The sequence below is a fragment of the Streptomyces sp. NBC_00989 genome (assembly GCF_045162655.1).
In the GTDB taxonomy this organism is placed as follows: domain Bacteria; phylum Actinomycetota; class Actinomycetes; order Streptomycetales; family Streptomycetaceae; genus Streptomyces.
In genome coordinates, this window is sequence record NZ_CP108729.1 from 131,181 (window position 1) to 150,081 (window position 18,901).

An 18,901-nucleotide genomic window follows, 5' to 3' on the forward strand; every position below is an offset into this window, starting at 1 on the left:
ACAGTGCATGCGGTGGCCCAGGCGGGACCGTTCCGCCCCAGCTCCGTCCACATCTACCAGTCACCTTCTTTGTCTCGACCCTGAAACGCGTACACCTATACATGTGTCGAGAGGGCCAGAACGTTTACGCGATTGGCGTATCTGTGTCCGATATTTTTCGGGAGCGGGGCGCGGTCGACGGCCGGCCTCATGGACACCGGAAGTCGTACGAGCGCCGATCAGGGCCAACGCCACGCGGTGGGCGAGCGGGGTCCCGCCTAAGGCGGCCTCACCGAGCCGTCGCCACAGGGCTCCAGTTCTGGCCTCTGAGGCCGCCGCACAGATGGACCACCTCGGCGAACTCCGCGTCCAGGCCGTCCACCGCGACATCGAGGAGCAGATGCTCCACGCCGGCGCGGGCAACGCCGCGGCGTAGGGGCACGGCTCGGGGTGCTCTCCGTATATAGGGGAGCACCCGTCCGACGTCACCGTCGTTGACCACGGCATGGACCAGTTGCAGCGCGCCGCCGCGCCGGGTGTCGCCGAGCGGGCCGAGACCCTGGCCGATGCGGCGTGCGAGCTGCACGACTCCGTCCTCGCCCCCTCGGCGTGGAGCGCGGCCGCGATAGAGGACGGAATCGAGTCCATGGAGATCACCGCGCTCGCCTTGATGCACGCCCACCCCGACGCCACCGACGTCATGCTCGCCATCCGCAGCAACCTCGCCCGGGCCCGCGCCGCCCTCGGCCTCCCGCCCCGCGACGGGGAGCCTGACGTCGGTGGCGACGAACACCAGGCCGTCAGCCAGCCGACGCCGATCCGGTCCCGCCGCCGTGCCCTCGGCCCCGGCTACCAGGGCGTGCGGATTCCTCAAGATCGTAGGGCGACGTAGCCGCTCACATCAGCGCGCTCGGCCTCGTCTGACGACCGGCCCACGCGGCTGCCCCCAAAGGCGCTCCGTCGTACGGGTAGATCCCGGGGCGCCACCGTCCTCGGTGGCGCCCCAACTACCTGCCATTTGCCGTGTGTTCATCACCGGAGCCGGAAGCAGCCGGGACCCGGACAAACTCAGCACCGTTGCGCTGCACGTCCCTGACACTCTGGCCGGCTGGCGCCTGCGGTCGGAGGGTCACAAGCCCGGCGCTTCGCCCAGTCGATCCTCTGCTCCGCCAACGGGAAGGCCTGCCTTGCGCGTTCACGCCGTCTTCCCGTAGCCGAGCTCAGGTCGTGGATGGGTCCGGCGCTGTGCGTCCGGTTGGTGATAGGCCCTGGCTCCGTCTGGCGGTGTGGGGTAAGGGAGACGCTGTCGGGCACCTGTGTGAGCGTGTTGTGCCGGGGATCGACGTGCAGTCGGGCGGCGTTGATGAAGTCCAGCCGCGCGGCTTCCATTCGGTCCCTGGCATCTTCCCAGGCCGTCTCGCCGGTGGCGGTCTTCTGGATGAACTGCTCGCTGTGGTCCCAGAAGACCTGGTCGATGGCGGCAGCGGCAGTGACAACAGCCGGGCTACCGACAAGCCAGATCGTTCCCAGGGCCACATTCCAGGGCACCCAGTCCAAGGGTTCGTCGTGGCGCCAGGCCCTGCGCAGGGCAAGCTGGATGCGGGTCGACTCGGCAACGATGGCGGCGCATGCCTCGATCTGCTTGTCGCGGGACCAGTGCATTCGGTCGGCCCGACTGGTGAGCATTGAGCCGGCCAGCACGCCGATCAGTGCGGCTGCCACGCCCCCGATCGTGGTGATGGTCGTCGGCCAGTCCACAGACATCCGGTCCCCCTCGCGGTTGTCACGGTGAACCGGAGTTCTGCCCCCCATCACCGCGCTGGTATGCGCGAGCCGCTCCGCAAGGTGAGCGATCTGGCCATCCGCCGTTCGGCACGGCAGCAGAGTCCGTGAGGCGGCTGTGGCAACGGCTCACTCACACCCGATTTCCCGTCAGCTCCAGGCGGTCGCCCTGCCCGACAGCAAACCTGCACAGAGCTACGCCGTACAGGTCGATGGCGTCGTCCTGGTCTTCTTCCATATGGGCGACCACTTCGGGCCAGATGTTCCAGTCGACCTGAGCAGCGGCTCGGTCGGAGTCGTTGCGCGGCCGCACAGCAGCCGCTTCGGTCTCCCGGCGGCGCTGCTTGGTCTCAATCCAGGCCGCCCACTCGGGGTTGCTCATCGGCGCCACGGCCCGGCGGCCCGCCTCGGTCTCCTCGGCGAGCCGCTGGTCGTACGCCGCGACGACGGCCAGGCGCTGGGAGATGAACACGTCCGGTCGTTGCGGCCGCCACCGCATGCCAGAACACATCGCCGTGAGCTCGGCGGCGATCTCGTGAGCGTCCAGACCGCGGTCGGTGAAGGGGCGCAGCACGAACTCCAGCCGCCGAAGCGGAACCGTCTGCGTCCAGGAGACCAGGGCGCGCACCAGCCGGATCGTCCGCGCGGCGCGGCGCACATCCGCCGCCGTACGACGACGGCCTTCGACCGGGGTGCTCTGGTGGTGAACTCGTGTCTTCGACCGGCTCGCGCGTTGGCGCGCGCTGTAGTTAGAACCCCCCGCCATCTTCAACTGGCCGTCTTGCTTAACCCAAGTACGGGAAGGGGTCTCACAGGCCTCTGAACTCCGGTTATCCACAGGCGAGTTATCCACAGCCTCCACACGCTCCGGAGACGCGGGAGTGATGCCGCGTTGGTCGATGACGATCCGAGCCGCGTAGGCGTCGCCGACGACGATGTGGCCGTGGGCGTCGTCGTAGATGGCCGGGATGACCGCGCCGTACACCGTCGCGGTCCCTGCATATCCGTCCAGGCCGCGTGCGCGGTGCGCATTCGTCCGGCACCCGCGTTCGACCCACACCAGCGATCCCAACTCCCGCAGATACGCCACGTGTCGGCTGATCGTCGCCCGCGACAGACCCAGCCGCGCCACCATGCCCTCCAAGCAGTAGCGCACGTGACCGGAGTCGAAGTCCATCCGCTCCGCCAGGTCGCGCGCGATCGTCACGGTCGTCGCGGAGGCGCGCGGGTGCAGCCCGGCGGCTACGAGCCACTCGACCGAGCGCAGCCACCGGCGCGGTCCGGAACGCCGCGACCGCGTCCGCGCGACGACCTGCTCCTCGGCGAGCACGACGGGCACGGAAAGCACCCCGACCGGAAGAGATCCGGAGCGAGGTGACGGAACGACGGCCGCCGACGCCGCAACTGCGCTCATGCGCCGGATTTGCGCAAGCGCGATCGAAGTCGTGACATCGAATGTGACCGGAAAGACGCCACAAATGGGGCCACTCGGGCACGGATGGGCTGACAAAGGGCAGCGTCATGCTGCAACATTGGTCGTGCACTCCTGAGTAGTTGCGGGAGGGCATGAAAAAGGCGCCTCTGGCGCTGGTTCGGGGAGAACCAAGATCGAACTGTTCGACCGGCTGCTAACCGGAAGGACAGGTCCTTCGGGAGGGCCTGCTAAGCCCACCCGGTGGCAGATGGGACGCCATCAGCCAAGGTGATTCGTACTCACCGAGGTGGCCGGGCGTCCCGGCGGCTCGAAGACCCGCTCAGCGGGCGCCGCCTATCGCACCTACTCCATCGCACCCCCGTCTGGGGTAGAGGTGTGCCCGCAGCCGGACTGGCGCGGGAAGACATGGAAGGCACCCAGCCGGAGCGACGTACGAGTCATCGCTGCCACGGCGGGTGCCTTGGTGTGTGCCTGTCGGAGGGTACGGGTACCCTTCATCGCGTCGAGACCTTCCCTGGATAGGTCTGCGGCCGTGCCCCGGAGTGCAGCCTCGCGGGGCTCAACCATGTCCATATGGATCTTATTCAGGGGACACGGTACCCCTCCTAGATCCTCCGGCGACACCCCGGCACCGCTCGTGTCGTCAATGGACGAAGGCTTCCTGACGGAGCGCCAGGCGCCGTGGTCACCTGCCCTGTTCCCCATTTGGGTCGCCGTCCGGGCATGATGAGCGGTATGCACGCGACGCAGATGCCAACGCATGACGATCCCCTGGACGTGGAGACCTTCGCCCGCCCCGAGCAGCAGCGCCGGTACATCGCGGCCATGAATCGCATCGCCGCGGAGCGCCGCGCCGGGGAGCCGGCTCGCGTATATGTGAGTGCCGCCCCGCAGACCATGACCGACACCAATTGGCAGCGCTGGCTCACGTGCATCACCGAAGGCCTGCCCAGCGGTGTCGAACTCCTGCACTACCGCTCCGCCTTCGAGGAACGGCCCTACGATTGGGACGCGCTCGTGGACGACCTCGACGGACTCGTCATCATTGGGAAGCCGAAGAGGCTTGGGAGCCGCGTCCACGTACTCGGCCCCGTAGCCCGCCTCGAACTCCGCTCCTTGGTGGCGAAAAGGCCGGTCCTGCTGTGGACCCACAACATGGGCCTCGTACCCGTCATCGACTGCAAGAGCCAGGTCATGACGCCGCCTGAGGCGCCGCGGCTGAAGCTGATCGCTCCGAAGCGTTGGGACCGTGGCTCCGCCACCCTTCGGGCGGCCATGAATGCCCTCCGACCGGAGGGTGATGGTGATGTCGGGTTGGAATCGGACCAGGCCACGGTCACGCACTTCACTGCTCCGTTCGCTGTGCCTCGGTGATGTCCTAGAGGGCCGTGGGTAGTTCAGGGAACCCGTGGCTATCACTCCGAGCGGCGTGTCGTTGAGCGAGCCATCCGGCGACGCCGGCGCCTCCAACACCGCCGCCTTCGACAGTGCGGACATAGTGGAAGCCGTTGTCCAAGTAGTAGCGCTGCAAGGCCGCGTTGGCCGTGTTGACATTGATGCGGACCCACACCGCGCCTGCGTGTGCGGAACGGTCACAAGCCCAGTCGACGATGCGGCTGCCAAGCCCGGTGCCCGCGTAACCTCGTTGCACGATCAATTTGTGCAGGTGGAGGGACGGGGTGCGGAGTTCCTCATCAGTCCAGAGATCCGGTTCGGGCTCGGTATCGAGAGTGACGGTCGCGGCCGTCGTGTCTCCGTCTTTGATGAGGTAGACGGATCCCGCACGGATGCTCTCAAGTATGTGGTCGGCTGGGAACGGGTTGTTCCACTGATCGATTCCCCGTTCCGCCAACCACGTTGCCGCTTCCGCGCGGTACTCAAGCAGCAGCGGCAGGGCACTCTCGGATGCCTGAACGATGATCAACGAAGGGGCTCCTCGGTCTGGCCGAGGGCGTTGAGATCACCTTGTTCCCAGGTCAATCTGTTGAGGTTGCCGTGGAATGTAGAGATTGTGCACCGTACTGGGTGGTCCGACGCGTAAGCGGTTCGAGTCCAGATCAGTACGGGGACGCCGGTTCCCATGTCCAGTTCGCGGGACTCGACGGGTGACGGCATCCTCACCTCGGCCTCGTTGAGCGTGCCGATCTGGTCGATTCCACGACTCGCTAGATAGCGAGTCGTGCCCTCTTCGATGTCGCGAGGTTCGGCAAGGCGAGGGTGATCGTCGACCAACCACTTTGGATAGTAGGTGGCTTGTGTTGACCAAGGTGTGTCGTCTACGTACCTCAGGCAGTAGCGCAGTACAGCTGACGATCGGGGTTCAACCCCGAGTCGCTCAGCGACCTCCTCCGGGAGCTCGACGAGTTGCACTCGGAACTCCTGCCTCGGCTCACGGCCAGCTTGCAGTACTTCGTTGTCGTAAGAGTCGCCGGCCTCCGGGTTCGAGAACTGGAGGTTCTCGAACCGGCTCGTGTTGAGGGTGAAGACTTGCCGTTCGACCACGCGGTAGGAACGCCCCTGGGACGAGGTGATGAGCCCCTCGCCCGCTAGCTTCTTCAGGCCGTTGCGCACGGTGTTCCGAGAGGCGTTGAAGCGGTCCATGAACTCTCGCTCGGACGGCAGGCCCGCGCCTGGCGGGAACGTGCGGTCGTTGATCTCCGCTCTGAGTGCGTCAGCGACCTGAAGGTAAAGAGGGGTGTTCATGGGGGCATCTTCCCCCACCACTCCTTCTTGTTGGTACATCAGATCCGGGTCCCCCTTGACTCAGCGCTGTCTGTAGGAGCACGATCACTCTATAACTTGTACCAACAAGCTGGCCAAGCGGGCCAAGTGGTCTAAGTGGTACCACGCGTTGGTCTCTTGTCTCTACATCCAAGTTGGCGCCTGAAGGTCCGGAGGTCTCCGTGACGAACCTGGCCGTGACCGGCTTCTCGCTACAGCGCTTCCCCTTGCCGGTACAGAACCTCGTACAGGTGTCCCGCCTTGATCATCACGGACACCTCCAGTGGGCGTCTGCCCGTGGTGTAGACAACGCGGAAGGTGCGCAGTACCGCAGCGTCTTCTGGCAATTCGAGGCGTGTGACCTCTTCGGGGGTCGGTGGCCGTGCGGAGACGAGATCCAGTTTTCCCAGTGGGGGGTAGCCGAGGTCGGCCAGGAGGGTTGGGGTGCCGCCGCGGATACGTCGACGGTGCATGAGGGCCGTTCCTTGCGCGATGTCCACGGGATAGTAGGAGTGCACCAGTTCGGCCGGCTCGTCGTCGAGCAGAAGCAACTGGTAGCGCATCAGGGCGGATTCCCCGGTCTGAAGCCCCAGCACTTCAGCCGCTTGCACGGGGGGCGCGACCTCGCTGACGTCGATGATCTCGCTACTGCCTCGTTGCTGCCGGTTGGCGGCCTCGGTAATCCAGCTGTACGCGGCGCCTTCCTCTGCTGGTGCCATGTACGAGGTGGGGTCGATGACCTGCTGAGTCGTCCCGCGAACGAAAACGCCGGCGCCCGCCTTGCCGCTGATGAGACCTTCGTCTTTAAGGAGCTTCAGTGCGCGCTGGACGGTCTGGTTGACGACGCCGTGCGTCTCCATGAGCTCACGGACGGACGGAAGTCGACTCTCCGGGGCCATATCGCCAGAGAGGATCAGCGCCCGCATCTCCGCGGCGATCTGTCGATGCTGTGGCCGAGGATCCGGGTGCTGCTTTGGCATTCAGTCAACTCGCATCTGGTAGTGCAGGTGCCGATCCTGCGCTCGCATGGTCATCAGCATCGCTTCCATGGGCAGCCCGTTTTCGGCGACTGCGATGCGGGCCAGGACCAGGACCCACGCGCCCGGCGCAAGGTTGAGCGCAGCGCGTTCGTCAGCGCTGGCCTCGCGAGCCGACACGTCTTCCGCGACCTCTGCCGCCGTATATCCGAGTCGAGCGAGGAGTGTTGGAGCTCCACCGGGGATCTTGCCTCGCTCTCCGAGGGCCGTCCCTCGGGCGATCTGCGTTGGGTAGTACGAATCCGCGAGCTCAACGGGCTGGTCGTCTTCAAGGATCAGGCGACGTCGGACCACTGCCGGCTCGCCGGGGGTCAGGCGGAGGGCCGCCGCGATCGCCTCTGGTGGAACGCACTCCCCGACTTCGGTGAGGCGCTGGCCGCCCTTCTTGCCGGCCTGCGCGGCCTCGGCGGTCCAGGCATCGACTTGGCCTGGTTGGCGGGGTTGGACGTACGAGATCGAGGTGCTCGTCCAGGCGTTGGTCACTGCGTCGTCCTCTCCTGTGCCTTCGGTTCCAAGGCTATCGCCTTGCTGCATGTATCAGCACAGTGTGAACCTGTTGGAGCTATTGCAACTGTGCTGATTTGATGAGTACAGTCGAAGAATGCTTGTGGAAGTATCCGATTGAGGGAGGTCTCTCTGTGCTGAACGTGAGGGAAGTCGCCGAAGAGTTGAAGGTCAGCACGGCGACGGTCTACCGACTGATCGCAAGCGGAGTGCTGGAAGGAATCCGCAGTGGCCAGCCCCGTAAGAAGGGATCAAAGTCCCGAGGCGGCGCGATCCGTGTCCCCGAGCAGGCCGTACAGGCGCACCTGACCCGGGCCAGCCTCAGCTCGGCCACGGCAGAGGGCGGCGATTGATGCGCTGCCGGGTCCTCGTGGACCCGGCTCTCCCACCCGGAACTGTCTCTGTGACAGCGCCGGATGAGGGAGCCGGACCTTCGGTCCCCTACCAGCATCACCGCAGCAGTCGCCACCTCGGTGGTACCCGGAGTTTCAGAGGCTCTTTCAACTCCTCCGGGCCCGTGACTGCTGCGTGCACGTCGCAGCGCTGTTGCGCTGTCCGTCCGTCAGGGACGCCGGTTCGCCGCGCGCCCTGACGGGCGGAGAGAGCACCCGCGACGCATCCTCCTGTCACTCCGTACCTGAGGAGTCATCATGACTAATACGTCCGCGATGCCGACGGCCCGTAAGCGGGCGAAGAGGGCCCGCACGCGGCGGGTCAACGACCAGCCGAGTCTCAAGGTCTCGACCCTGCATGCCAACGACATCGATCTTCTCCCTGGCACGGAGAGTCTGATCTGCCCGGACTGCGACACCTGGGTTCCTATCACCGGTGTCTGGGGGCGCCACCCCAAACTCGTTCCGCACCACAGCGAGCGCGCCGGTACTCCAGACGCGGTGCGCTGCGAGAACGGCAGTCTTCGCTCAGTAGAGCTGGACCTGAAACTGTCCGAGTGGCAGCACCGGCTGGGCGAGGCAATCACGGCCAACGCGGCCCGGCGTCGCACGCCAGTACGACGCAAGCCGAAAACGCCGCCCACCCCGGCGACTTCACAGGTGGTGCCCACTCCGATCAGCGCAGACATGGTGCGCCGGGCCTTCCGAGCTCACCGAGCCGAGTGCAAGGCCTGCCAGGGCACGGTCACTGACCGCGATGGCATCGTCCTGGCCTGCCCCGACGGTCTACGGCTGGCCGGCACCTACCTCCGTCTGCTGCGGCAGGAACCAGAACGCCGCGCGCTGCGCGTGTTCTTCGAGCAGGAGCGGGAGCGGTTCGACCGCACCTACGAGAAGCACTCCGCCGAAGTCCGGTCCGCCGGCTGGGCGACACAACAGAAGGCCACCACCGGCTCCAAGCACCTCGCCAAGCGCTCCGGTACGGCGGTGGAAGACCTGAACAACCAGGCCAGGCGACGCCAGCCGGGCATGCTGTCCGACTACCGCGGCCCCTGCCTCCCGCTGGAGAAGCCAACCGCCTGACCCGCTCCCCACACCGAACAACCACGCCCCCGGCTGTGTGGGGCCGCAACGACGAGCTGCGGCAGGCGCTCGGCGAGGCGATTGATCTGTACGAGGCCCAGCCCGTCGGGCTGTACACCTTCTAGGTCATCGCCGATGAGATCCAACTGCCGCGCTCGATCTGGCCGTTCCTGCGTTACCTGTGATCGCCGCCCGAGTGACGTGCGGCGATGGCGGGGGGCAGCAGGACCTCATCAGGTCAGCAGTCCCGCTGGGTTGGCCTCCGCCAGGGAAGGCCAACCCAGCAGTTAAACCCGAAAAACGAGGACAGCCCCCGGGATGCACCCCGGGGGCTGTTGTCGGTCGCTTGTCGTTCATCGCGTGAGAGGAACACGACCTTGCTGGAGAACATGATGGCATCCCCCGGACCGATCGGTGCCACCGGGGACTCCGACCCGGACGCGGACGAGCTGCTGCGCCGGGCCAAGGAGCAGGACCAGAGGGGTGGGACGCGGTGACCGCCACCGTCTACGGCACCGGCACCCTGCACGCCGTGGCCGTAGACGACAGGCCGTTGCTTCCCGACCCGGTGCCGGGACTGCTGGTGAGCGGGCGTGAGCGCGGTTTCCGTGCTGACCTGACGGCTTCCCGCGAGGCTGTCAGCGGTGTTCGTGCGCTGACGCGGTCGATGCCGGCGTCGTACGGCGCGGACGCGAGCCTTGCGGCGTCCGCGGAGCTCGTGGTCTCGGAGCTGGTGGGCAACGCGGTGCGGGCGAGCGGCCCGGGCACGGAGGTCCGGCTGGTCGTCGAGGTGTACGCCGCGCTGGCCGGCTCACCGGGCATCGAGGTGATCGTTCACGACACCGTCCCGGGGCAGCCGCACCGGGGTGAGACCGCGATGGACAGTGCCGAGGCGGAGTCGGGCCGGGGCCTGGGCATCCTTGCCGCGCTCACGGACAGCTGGTCGGTCGAGCCGTCGACGGAGCCCCGCTTCGAAAAGATGATCAGGTGCTTCGTCAGCCGAGGTGAGTAGCACCGTCGCTGTATGGGAGGGCGGGCGCGAGGAAGGTCAGCTCCCTCCGGCGCAGCCCCACCGCGTCCGACGGGGCCGGAGATCACCGTGCGCCCGCCCCCCATCCTCTGGCTGAGCCGCCGGTTGCCTCACTGCTTCTACGGCGCGGTCGCGGAGATCCGGGCCGGCCCAGCAGTCCCCCAACTTCCCAGGCTGGCCTCTCTGTTGGCCAGCGCTCCATATCCGACCCACGGAGGAATCACATGGACTGGCGTCACAACGCTGTTTGCCGTGAATTCTCTGAACTAAGAAGAGGTGCTGGCAGACGCTCTGCCAGCACCTCATAGAGAAACGGCTCCGGCGTGATCGCCGGAGCCGTTATGCGGGTCGTGACTTAGTTGCTGCGCCCGGCAATGGTGCCGAGGTAGGAGCGGTTCACCAGTTCCTGCAGCTGGCGCGCCGACTCGGTCGCGACCCTCGTGTTCTCCATCGCGCGACGAATCGGCTCGGTGACCGAGGCGGCCAGTTCCTGGAGTTGAAGCGCCGGCAGGACCGAGACCCTCACGTTCTCCGCCATCGCGCGACGGATCGGCTCGGAGACCGAGGCGGCGAGGTCCGGGAACTGGAACGCCGGCACGACCGGGACCCTCGCGTTCTGCATCACCGCGCGACGGATCGGCTCGGTGATGGAGGCGGCCAGCCTCGCGTATGCCTCTGCGAGGGGTTGCGCCGAACGCATCTGCGTGTTGATTGAATCGGCCAGCGGCTGGAACCGGACCACCTGATCAGGGGTCGACTGCGGTGAGACCGCCTGCGCATCGTTCTGCGCAGAAAGGTCATCACGCTGAATACGATCGGCGCCGACCTCGGTGGTGGGGGCGGCCCGGTGCTCGGCGAGCACGGCCCGGCGGGCCTCGGTGTAGGACTCGCCGGTTTCCGACATGCGCTCGCGGATGGCCTTCTTGAGGGCCTTATTTTCCGTCATGTTCAACTCTTCCCTCGGCGTGGACCCACGCTCCCCGCCCGGAGAACGCACATGCGCGCGTTGAACGACGAGAAGACCTTGCGCGAGTCTTGGACCCTTGGCCGTCATCACGGACCCCGCGTGGGGGAGTCCGATCAAGCGAGAGGCAGGCGCTTGCTGCCTAACCCCGTAAGATACCAGACAAGATCCCGTTCCGCTAGCACGGATGCCCAAACCGCCTGTGAGGTGGGGTTTTCCGAGAGTCTTGGGCGTCAACTCCGGGAAACTCCCTGGACTGTTCGGGCTGCTATCTGACTGAAAGTCGGCATCCCGAGTTCGACGACGGTCGACCGACGGGCCCTCTCGACGTCGAGCTGGACGAGTTTGTCGTCGGCCTTGGCGAGACTGACCTTGAGCCCCTCGATCTCGCCGAGCCAGCCCTCGTGTTCGGCTTCTGCGATCCGATCACGGAGGTTGTTCCTGATCTCGATCAGTCGAGGTTTCTGCGCCGGGTCGACACGGAGCATGGGGCAGCGGATGCATGCGTGTTCGTGGATGCATGCGGTCCCGAAGGCCCTTCCGCAGGTGCCGAGGGAGAGCTTCCGGAGCTCGAAGTGGCCCAGGAACTCGTTCCATTCCTCGTCGGTCGGGGTGCGGTACTCCTCGCTCGGACGGGTTGCCCGGCGCCGGGCAATGAACGCGCGGTGGGCCTCGATGGCCTCCGTCGGGTAGATCGCCTTGTAACGCATGGTGGTTGAAATATCGTCGTGGCCGGCGATGATCTGCGCGATGTGCGGCGGCAGGCCGTTCATGATGGCGTCGGTGATGAAGATCCTTCGGAAGTCGTGGGGCTGGTAGCCGAGCGGCTGGCCGGTGTTGTCGGTCAAGCCGGCGAACTCAAGCGTCTCGTCGAGGGCCCGGCGGATCAGGCTCTCGGAGATCGGCCGGTCCTGGCCCCCTGTGCGCCACTGGAACAGCAGGGGTATGGGCGGACTCCAGATCCTCTCGCCGCGGTCGTAGGTGCGGACCAGCGGGACCGTCCCGGAGGCGTTGCGGACGCGGCAGACAATGGCACTGAGGACATCGGCGAGTTCGGGGCTGACCAGCAGAAGTCGTTCCTGATCGGTCTTGGACGGGGCGATCTGCAGGAGCGGGACGACCTCACCGGTGTCGGGCAGTGTGTACTGAGTGATGCTGTGGTGGCTGACCTCGAGCATCTCTTCGATACGAACGCCGGTGTGACGGAGGAACTCCACGGTCGCCCAGGCCCAGAAGGCCCGGTTCTCGGAATAACCGAGCGTGCATCGTCGGCCCTCCACGTCGTAGGCGCTGGTGGCGGGGACGCCGTCGGCCCAACGAGGATGCAGGACGCGGGTGTAGGTCTCCCCGAGAACGGTGAACTCCGCCCCGGGAGCCGCCTCAAGAGCCGCCTCGTGTCGCATCCGCGCCTCCTTGAGCTGCCGGTCGGCGGCTTCGACGAGGGCGGGCAGGACAGGAAGCCGCTCCCGGGTGCGCTGGTCGGCCTTCGCCTTCTGCCGCTTGGCGTGCTTCTTGTGGGAAAGCTCGGAGTCCTTGATGGGACTGGGGGTCACCCAGGGACCCCAGCGACCCGGCTCCTCGGCTGCCCACTGGGCTATGTCGAGGTAGAAGGCCCGGACAATGTTCAGAACCGAGATCGCGCTCTGCCGTTCAGCGGTGATCTCGATGTAGCTGCCGTCCGGCTGCCGCTTGCGGCGTTTCTTGGTGCGGATGCGGTCCTTCCAGGCGGTCGCGACACTCTTCGGGAGGCGAAGGGAGTCGATCCCGGGGTGGTGGCGCTCAAGGTCTGCCCAAAACAGCTGGGCGAGGTTGCGCGACAGCCCTTCCAACGACGTGTAGTCCAGGGCGGGTTGGCGCTCGGTGATGTAGTCCACGATCAGGTCGCGGACCGGACGGCACTGCAACTGGTAGCGGTCCACCAACTCTTCGACGCTGACCTGTCCGGACCGCTGGCGGAAGGAGCGGAGGGTGGCCGGCGAGTCCGGCGGAAGAACTTCCAGATCCTTGAGCCAGAGGTAGAACAGCGTCCGGCCGCTGTTGTGCGTCAGGACCTCGATCTCGATCTCCCGGAGTTCCAGGCAGTCTCCGACGGTGATGTCGCGGACCTTGCCGCCCTTGGCCAGGACGATCGTGGCGATCTGATTTCGGGCCTGGAGCCCGAGCTTGGCGTCCCAGACGCCGGGAGCGGCCCCAGCCTCCAGAGCGGCGAAACCGTCCGGATCACGGTGCTGGGCCACGATCTGGCGCATGTGGCGCGAACGACGGGTCAGCAGCCAGGCAGGAGCGGGGCGGATCACATCGGCGCAGGCCAGCCCGAGGATTCCGGATCGAAGAACACCATCGGCAACTGGGCCCACGTGCTGCCGGACCCAGGCTTCAAGCTCGGGCAGACCGACAGTGAAGTTCTTGTCCAAAGGACAGTTGAGCCAGCGTTCCTGCCAGGTCTCGCCCTCGAACTGCTCAAGCCATCGCAGGACGTTGCGAGCTCCGTGCCATCGCATGTAGCGCGTCTGCTTCGGGATGTCCTTGAACAGTTCGTTCAGCCCGTCGAGGGCCAGGTAGGAGCTGACCGCGGTCTTGGCCCAGGTCACCGGGACGGACCGTGGAGGGTAGGTCTTCTGCAGGGCCCGGTGGAGCGATCCGTGAAAGGCCAGAACGGGTGCTTGAGCTGGCACTTCCACCAGAACTCGCGTACTCGTCATGACCGTCCGAACAGGACGTCAAGGCTCGCCGCGTTGTAGCCGGGTGCCGGCGGCCGCGGTGCAGGGAGCTTCCCGGCAGCCCGGCGGGCGTGATGGGCGAGCAGCTGCTCGATGATCTCGTCCTGGCTGGCCGCCAGGTAAATCTCCGTCGTGGACAGATGCGCATGATTGAGGACCCACTGGACGTCGGCCAGCGACAACTCGGGATCGCGGGCCATGCGGTAGGCGGCGGTGTGCCGCAGGTCGTGAAGGGTCCAGTTCGATCCGAGGAGTTCATTGGCCCGGGTGAACATCGCCCTGGCAGCGTGGTAATTCAGCGGGCGCCAGGGTTTCCTCAATGTCCACCACAAGGTGTGGTTGCGGCCCCGGGGCACCCCCTGACGCCAGGCCTCCTCCTGGGCCAGGCGAAGCCAGACGAACGCGTCCGTGGAGGCGGGGACTTCCTGGTACTCGCGGGTGCCCTTCCTGATCACACCGATCAGCTGCTGGCCCGGGTGAGCGTCCTTTGACTTGCTGGTGAGGAGTTCCTCGGCCCGGACCCCGGTGGAGACCCAGAAGGCCAGCAGGGCCCGATCCCGGTTGTGGTTCAGCGCGGCGAACAGGGCGTTGAACAGCTCGTCGGGAATCCGCTTCGGGATCCGCTTGGGAACGGTCGGACGGTAGCGGCCCTTGCGTTCCTCCTGGAACACCTCCATCGGGCTGCGATGAGCGTTCGGCCGAGCCGCCGCCTGGACCTTGCGGGAGCGACGGGACCGGTCCAGGGGGAAAGGGTTGAGCAGCGGTCCGGCGCCGCCCTCATCGCAGTGGAAGTCGTAGAAGTTCCGGATCACCGTCTCGCTGTGGGCCCTGGTCGTCGGCGCGTACTTGGTGCCCGGACCGGACTTGCCCGTGAGCGCGTTCGAGGTCCCGCGGTCCGGCCGGCTCTGCCGTGGGATCCCTTCCGGAGGTATCCCGTACTTCTGGTAGCGCCAGTGCAACCGCACTGGTTTGTCGGCGAGTTGGAGCCATCGGGTGAAGTCCCGTGCATCGACTCGGGCCGCCTTGTCCCACGAGATCTCCAGCGTCCACAGGAACCTGTACCAACGCAGCAGGTCCATGCCGTACGACCGGATCGTGGTCGGCGGCTTCGAGGCCGCCTGTAATTCGGCGAACCACTCCGCCACCGGCTCAACGAGGACGTCCGAAGGATCGAGCAGCCTGTACGGCTCCTCCGCCCTCCCCGTCTCCTCAAGCCTGCCTATCTGTGGCACAACGAGGTTCACCAAGTCCCTCTTGGGACCGGTTCGATCAAGCATGCCGGGAAGCTAGCAGAACAGCATCTGACCTGCGAAAACTACGTACTTAGTTCAGTCAACAGGCAGAGGACCCCGAGCTGTTCTTCCCCATCGGGAACACCGGCCCGGCACTCCTGCAGATCGAGGAAGCGAAGGCCGTCTGCCGCCGCTGCCCGGTGATGGATCAGTGCCTTCAGTGGGCGTTTGAGTCCGGCCAGGACTCCGGCGTCTGGGGCGGCCTGAGCGAATACGAGCGCCGCTCCACGAGGCGGCGCGCCGCCCGGAACCACGCGCGCCAGGCAAGTGCCTGACATCTCTACCACCCGCAGCCCTGCGCTGCCCGGGCGTCTCCGGACCGGTTTTGGCCGACCCGGAGGCGGCGGAGAACGCAGGGACCGAACCCAGCAGCCGACTGCGTCGTGCTGCTGCCTTCCGGTCCACCTCATCCGAATCTGGCACCGTCCCGAGGGAGTTCACCCATGGCCGACATCGAGTGCAAGCACACGCCGACGTGCCCGACCGCCGCCAGCCCCGACCGCGAGGCCGCCCAAACCGTGGCCGGCCACCCGGAGCAGGGCTGGAGCCTGCTGTGCAACGGGGTCTTCCTCTTCGAGGACACCGGCGAGCTGCTCCCCGACGGCCGGATCGTCATCCCGCACCGGCCCACCGACACGCTGAGCGAGGTGTCGACGCTGCCCATCGGGCCCGAGGACACCCACCTGTTCGTCACGGGCACGGCCGGCTGGGGGAAGTCCGCCCTGGCCGCGCTTCACCCGTCGGCCTGACAGATGTCTCTCGTCCGTCCCGAAGATCCGTCCCCCCACCGTCTAACCCCTTCTTCACTAGGAATCGGACCAGGAGGTCCAGATGCGCTCCTCCCGGAACGTCACCACCACGCCCGAACAACGGTATTTCGCCGAGGCGAACAAGCCCGCGCTCACCGACGATCAGCTACGCCGTCGCGCCATGTTGCAGGGCGGAAAGGTCGGAAGCCGCGGCACCAGTGGGGACGTCACCACGATCGAAGTACACGGTGAGAACGAGCTCGGTCCGACGTACGCGCACCAGCGCTACTTCCGCGGCTCCGACAGCCTGTGGCGAGAAGGCTGACCTGCACCGCATCCCGGGGACTCGCTGACGTTGCCTGTCGCTCCTGCCGATCCGTTCGGCGGGAACGGCAGGGAGTTGCAGGGATTTTCCCCGATCCCGCACTCCAGGGCCGGCCTCCCCCGTGGGAGGCCGGCCTCGTGCCGCCGGGTCCGGTACGACCATCCCCCCGTACCGGACCCGGCCACATCCCGAGCACGTCCATGAACGACTCGACCACCCGAAGGGAGCACTGCGCATGAGCGTCACGATCCGCAACACGTACGGCACACCGCACAACATCAGCGAGGACAACCCGACCCACGTTACGAGCTGCGACCGCTACCGACTTCCGCTCGTCGGCGCCATTGCCCCCGGGGACCCGGGATTCGAGGACATGGTCGCGTGGCTCAAGGACGACGGCCACGACACCCGCCCCGACGGGTACGGGCTGATCTTCCTGGAGTCCGAGGAATTCAGCGCCACCTACTTCGGGTCGATCGAGCAGATCGAGCAGTACAAGCGGGAGAACGCCGACGGCACGGCGACCTTCGACGCCGCCCAGGGCGTCATGTACGCGCAGTGGCCCCACGGCAAGGGATGGGACGACTTCATCCCGCGCGTCTTCTGGAACGTCGCCGCGCGCGGGGCGATCGCGGACGGCGTCGGCCTCGTCACGGCCTTCGAGCACCCGGTCGCCCAGGGCGCCGAAGTCGTCGTGTACGAGTTCGAGGGCAAGTGGCTTCCCGAGCAGCCCCCAGCCAACATGATCACCTACCACTGCACCGCCTGCCATCAGGACACGTTCCACGACGGCGGAAAGGTCCACGAGAACAACGGTCCGCACGACCGCAGGTGGGTTGCCCGGCAGGCGCGGGAGCACATCGTCAGCGCCGCCCGCTACGGCGTGAACCGCGACGGCGACTCGCAGTGCCGCCCTTCCGACCCGGCAATGTTGAAGGTCGTCAACGCCGTTGCGCGGCAAAACCTCGGCATGACGTACGACCCCCTGCCCGATGACGACGGCGCGTACTGCGCGACTAAGGGCCCCTGCTCGATCATTCGCGAGCTTCGCGCTGGTGTCCGCCCGCCCGTCTACCGCGCCTGAGCCCAACGACACGTGCACCGCCCTGTGTTGCCTGTCGCCCCCGCCAACCAACGAGGCGGGGACGGCGGGGAGCTGCAGGGATTTCCCCCCGATCCCGCACTCCACGGCCGGCCTCCCCGACGGGAGGCCGGCCCTCCTGCTGCCGGGTCCGGTACGACCATCCCCCTGTACCGGACCCGGCTCCTTGTCTCCCGTTCCTCCAGCCCAAGGAGCTGACGATGAACAGTCCCAGCCCTCCGCCCCGTGAGCCGAACGGCGATGGCACCCCCAACGGACTGAGCCGACTGCACTGGATCCTGATCGGTGTAGTCGTCGCCGGTGCCGCCATCATCGCCGCGATCGGCTTCTCCGGCTCGTACGCCGCCGTTCGCGAACTCGCCGCCGACCGTGGCTTCGGCGGCTTCGCGCCCTACTTCCCCATCGGCATCGACGCGGGCATCCTCGTGCTGCTCGCCCTCGACCTGCTGCTCACCTGGATCCGCATCCCCTTCCCGCTGCTGCGCCAGACGGCCTGGCTGCTGACCGCGGCGACGATCGCTTTCAACGGTGCCTCCGCATGGCCCGACCCGCTCGGGGTCGCCATGCACGCCGTGATCCCGGTGCTGTTCATCGTCGCCGTCGAAGCCGCCCGTCATGCGATCGGCCGGATCGCGGACATCACCGCGGACAAGCACATGGAGGGCGTGCGGTTCACCCGCTGGCTACTCTCCCCCGTACCCACCTTCCTGCTGTGGCGCCGCATGAAGCTGTGGGAGCTGCGCTCCTACGAGCAGGTAGTCCGCCTGGAGCAGGACCGGCTCGTCTACAAGGCCAGGCTCCGTGCCCGCTTTGGCCGGGCCTGGCGGCGCAAGGCTCCCGTCGACGCGATGACCCCGCTACGGCTCGCCCGCTACGGCGTTCCGCTCGCCCAGACCGGCCCTGCTGGGCTCCTGGCTGCGGGCATTACCGCGCCCGTCGTGTTCTTCGCGGACAACGCCGTTGTCCGCGCGGACAACACGCGGACAACGAGTGAGCGAACCGACGTGTTGTCCGGCCCGGCGGACAACGACGCCAGGGTCTTGTCCGTCTCGATGCCTTCGGACGCGGACAACGGAGTCGAGCGCCCGTTGTCGTCCGCGTTGTCCGCCCGGATGTCCGCGCCCGCCGGTGACGGCGGCGAGCATGTCCGCGCGGACAACGGTGGACATCCGCTCGACCTCGAAATCCCGCAGCACGGCCGGTACTTCACGGATGAGTCTGTCCGCGCGGACGCTCGGCCGGGTCCGGCCGGGAAGGAAGCCGTCGCGGCATTGTCCGCTGCGGACATGACCAGCGCGGACAACGGGGCCCCGGACAAGACGAGCGCGGACAACCGGGCGGACACAACGCCGGACATGGTCGCGCTCGACGCGGACAACGCAGCGGACAACGGCGGGCGTTCCGAGGCGGACAACGAGGCGGACAACGGCAACGCGGACAACGACGCGGACAAGAAGCCGCCCCGTGGGGCCCTCACCAATGGTGTCCGCCGGCAGCTCGCTGTCGGCGAGAAGGACGCCGGCGTCATCACGGACCGGCTGTCGAAGGCCCTGGGTTTGTCCGTCGACAAGAAGTCAGTCGCCCGGGTCGTACGCCGCGAGATGGAGAAGGCCGCCGAAGTTCAGCCGACCGGCGACGGCCCCTATCTGTAGGAGCCGGAACAGGCTCTGACCTGCACGAAAGAGTCGCTCGACGGTTCCACCGGCCCCCGAGATGCCGTCAACATCCCGGGGACGCGGTGAAGGCGCCGAAGCGCCGAGTCACACCCTCTCACTCCAATTACCCG

Annotated in this window: 17 protein-coding genes and 2 pseudogenes; 10 read left to right on the top strand and 9 right to left on the bottom strand. The window is 66.9% G+C overall.

The window, feature by feature from the left end; translation table 11 throughout:
• Positions 1-484 precede the first annotated feature (484 nt).
• Complete coding sequence (locus tag OG714_RS54870; RefSeq protein ID WP_331732295.1) at positions 485-871, top strand: hypothetical protein; 387 nt, start codon at positions 485-487, stop codon at positions 869-871.
• Positions 872-1,047: 176 nt separating this feature from the next.
• Here OG714_RS54870 and OG714_RS54875 read toward each other — a convergent pair whose 3' ends face one another.
• Positions 1,048-1,701, bottom strand: coding sequence for a hypothetical protein (locus OG714_RS54875; RefSeq protein WP_406132300.1), 654 nt, complete (start codon positions 1,699-1,701; stop codon positions 1,048-1,050).
• Positions 1,702-1,894: 193 nt separating this feature from the next.
• Complete coding sequence (locus OG714_RS54880; RefSeq protein WP_406132301.1) at positions 1,895-3,100, bottom strand: hypothetical protein; 1,206 nt, start codon at positions 3,098-3,100, stop codon at positions 1,895-1,897.
• An 831-nt stretch (positions 3,101-3,931) separates the two neighbouring features.
• On the opposite strand from OG714_RS54880, the gene OG714_RS54885 reads away from it, so the two are divergent.
• Positions 3,932-4,570 (top strand): hypothetical protein, encoded by a 639-nt coding sequence (locus OG714_RS54885; RefSeq protein ID WP_331732303.1) that lies wholly within the window; start codon positions 3,932-3,934, stop codon positions 4,568-4,570.
• A gap of 4 nt (positions 4,571-4,574) precedes the next feature.
• On the opposite strand, the gene OG714_RS54890 is transcribed toward OG714_RS54885, so the two are convergent.
• The 4 genes from OG714_RS54890 to OG714_RS54905 all read right to left on the bottom strand — a co-directional run bounded on the left by OG714_RS54890 (position 4,575) and on the right by OG714_RS54905 (position 7,437).
• Entirely contained in the window at positions 4,575-5,120 is a 546-nt protein-coding gene (locus OG714_RS54890; protein ID WP_331732306.1) for a GNAT family N-acetyltransferase, read from the bottom strand.
• Positions 5,117-5,899: a GntR family transcriptional regulator gene (locus tag OG714_RS54895; protein WP_331732309.1), complete on the bottom strand. Its 783-nt coding sequence runs from the start codon at positions 5,897-5,899 to the stop codon at positions 5,117-5,119. The genes OG714_RS54890 and OG714_RS54895 overlap by 4 nt, the downstream gene beginning before the upstream one ends.
• A 230-nt stretch (positions 5,900-6,129) precedes the next feature.
• Complete coding sequence (locus OG714_RS54900) at positions 6,130-6,897, bottom strand: GntR family transcriptional regulator (RefSeq protein ID WP_331732312.1); 768 nt, start codon at positions 6,895-6,897, stop codon at positions 6,130-6,132.
• Positions 6,898-7,437: a UTRA domain-containing protein gene (locus tag OG714_RS54905; protein ID WP_331732315.1), complete on the bottom strand. Its 540-nt coding sequence runs from the start codon at positions 7,435-7,437 to the stop codon at positions 6,898-6,900.
• Between the two features lie 155 nt (positions 7,438-7,592).
• Here OG714_RS54905 and OG714_RS54910 point away from each other — a divergent pair, with 155 nt between their 5' ends.
• From OG714_RS54910 to OG714_RS54920, 3 genes are all read left to right on the top strand, one after another.
• Positions 7,593-7,811, top strand: coding sequence for a helix-turn-helix domain-containing protein (locus tag OG714_RS54910; RefSeq protein WP_406132302.1), 219 nt, complete (start codon positions 7,593-7,595; stop codon positions 7,809-7,811).
• 297 nt (positions 7,812-8,108) lie between these two features.
• On the top strand, positions 8,109-8,933 hold the full coding sequence (locus OG714_RS54915; protein ID WP_331732321.1) for a hypothetical protein: 825 nt from the start codon (positions 8,109-8,111) through the stop codon (positions 8,931-8,933).
• 493 nt (positions 8,934-9,426) lie between these two features.
• The gene (locus OG714_RS54920) at positions 9,427-9,945 is read left to right on the top strand and encodes an ATP-binding protein (RefSeq protein ID WP_331732324.1); all 519 of its coding nucleotides are present in this window, start codon (positions 9,427-9,429) and stop codon (positions 9,943-9,945) included.
• 373 nt (positions 9,946-10,318) lie between these two features.
• On the opposite strand, the gene OG714_RS54925 is transcribed toward OG714_RS54920, so the two are convergent.
• The 3 genes from OG714_RS54925 to OG714_RS54935 all read right to left on the bottom strand — a co-directional run bounded on the left by OG714_RS54925 (position 10,319) and on the right by OG714_RS54935 (position 14,924).
• Positions 10,319-10,909, bottom strand: a complete 591-nt coding sequence (locus OG714_RS54925; protein WP_331732329.1) for a hypothetical protein — start codon at positions 10,907-10,909, stop codon at positions 10,319-10,321.
• Between the two features lie 251 nt (positions 10,910-11,160).
• Positions 11,161-13,518 carry a site-specific integrase gene (locus OG714_RS54930; RefSeq protein ID WP_331732332.1) on the bottom strand — a complete coding sequence of 786 codons (2,358 nt, stop codon included), beginning with the start codon at positions 13,516-13,518 and terminating at the stop codon, positions 11,161-11,163.
• A gap of 107 nt (positions 13,519-13,625) precedes the next feature.
• On the bottom strand, positions 13,626-14,924 hold the full coding sequence (locus OG714_RS54935) for a tyrosine-type recombinase/integrase (protein WP_406123811.1): 1,299 nt from the start codon (positions 14,922-14,924) through the stop codon (positions 13,626-13,628).
• A 65-nt stretch (positions 14,925-14,989) separates the two neighbouring features.
• On the opposite strand from OG714_RS54935, the pseudogene OG714_RS54940 reads away from it, so the two are divergent.
• The 5 genes and pseudogenes from OG714_RS54940 to OG714_RS54960 all read left to right on the top strand — a co-directional run.
• Positions 14,990-15,214 (top strand): annotated as a pseudogene (locus OG714_RS54940) (WhiB family transcriptional regulator); the annotation flags it as partial.
• 168 nt (positions 15,215-15,382) lie between these two features.
• Positions 15,383-15,574, top strand: a pseudogene (locus tag OG714_RS54945) (DUF5999 family protein); the annotation flags it as partial.
• A gap of 196 nt (positions 15,575-15,770) precedes the next feature.
• Positions 15,771-16,013, top strand: a complete 243-nt coding sequence (locus tag OG714_RS54950; RefSeq protein WP_331732338.1) for a hypothetical protein — start codon at positions 15,771-15,773, stop codon at positions 16,011-16,013.
• A gap of 235 nt (positions 16,014-16,248) precedes the next feature.
• Positions 16,249-17,097 (top strand): hypothetical protein, encoded by an 849-nt coding sequence (locus OG714_RS54955; RefSeq protein ID WP_331732341.1) that lies wholly within the window; start codon positions 16,249-16,251, stop codon positions 17,095-17,097.
• A 218-nt stretch (positions 17,098-17,315) separates the two neighbouring features.
• Complete coding sequence (locus tag OG714_RS54960) at positions 17,316-18,767, top strand: DUF2637 domain-containing protein (RefSeq protein WP_331732344.1); 1,452 nt, start codon at positions 17,316-17,318, stop codon at positions 18,765-18,767.
• Positions 18,768-18,901 lie beyond the last annotated feature (134 nt).

Excerpts from the sequence above, each read along its gene's own strand:
- OG714_RS54955 (WP_331732341.1), top strand. The coding sequence starts at position 16,249 with ATGAGCGTCACGATCCGCAACACGTACGGCACACCGCACAACATCAGC.
- OG714_RS54900 (WP_331732312.1), bottom strand. The coding sequence starts at position 6,897 with ATGCCAAAGCAGCACCCGGATCCTCGGCCACAGCATCGACAGATCGCC.
- OG714_RS54870 (WP_331732295.1), top strand. The coding sequence starts at position 485 with ATGGACCAGTTGCAGCGCGCCGCCGCGCCGGGTGTCGCCGAGCGGGCC.
- OG714_RS54885 (WP_331732303.1), top strand. The coding sequence starts at position 3,932 with ATGCACGCGACGCAGATGCCAACGCATGACGATCCCCTGGACGTGGAG.
- OG714_RS54935 (WP_406123811.1), bottom strand. The coding sequence starts at position 14,924 with ATGCTTGATCGAACCGGTCCCAAGAGGGACTTGGTGAACCTCGTTGTG.
- OG714_RS54950 (WP_331732338.1), top strand. The coding sequence starts at position 15,771 with ATGCGCTCCTCCCGGAACGTCACCACCACGCCCGAACAACGGTATTTC.
- OG714_RS54895 (WP_331732309.1), bottom strand. The coding sequence starts at position 5,899 with ATGAACACCCCTCTTTACCTTCAGGTCGCTGACGCACTCAGAGCGGAG.
- OG714_RS54915 (WP_331732321.1), top strand. The coding sequence starts at position 8,109 with ATGACTAATACGTCCGCGATGCCGACGGCCCGTAAGCGGGCGAAGAGG.
- OG714_RS54960 (WP_331732344.1), top strand. The coding sequence starts at position 17,316 with ATGAACAGTCCCAGCCCTCCGCCCCGTGAGCCGAACGGCGATGGCACC.
- OG714_RS54925 (WP_331732329.1), bottom strand. The coding sequence starts at position 10,909 with ATGACGGAAAATAAGGCCCTCAAGAAGGCCATCCGCGAGCGCATGTCG.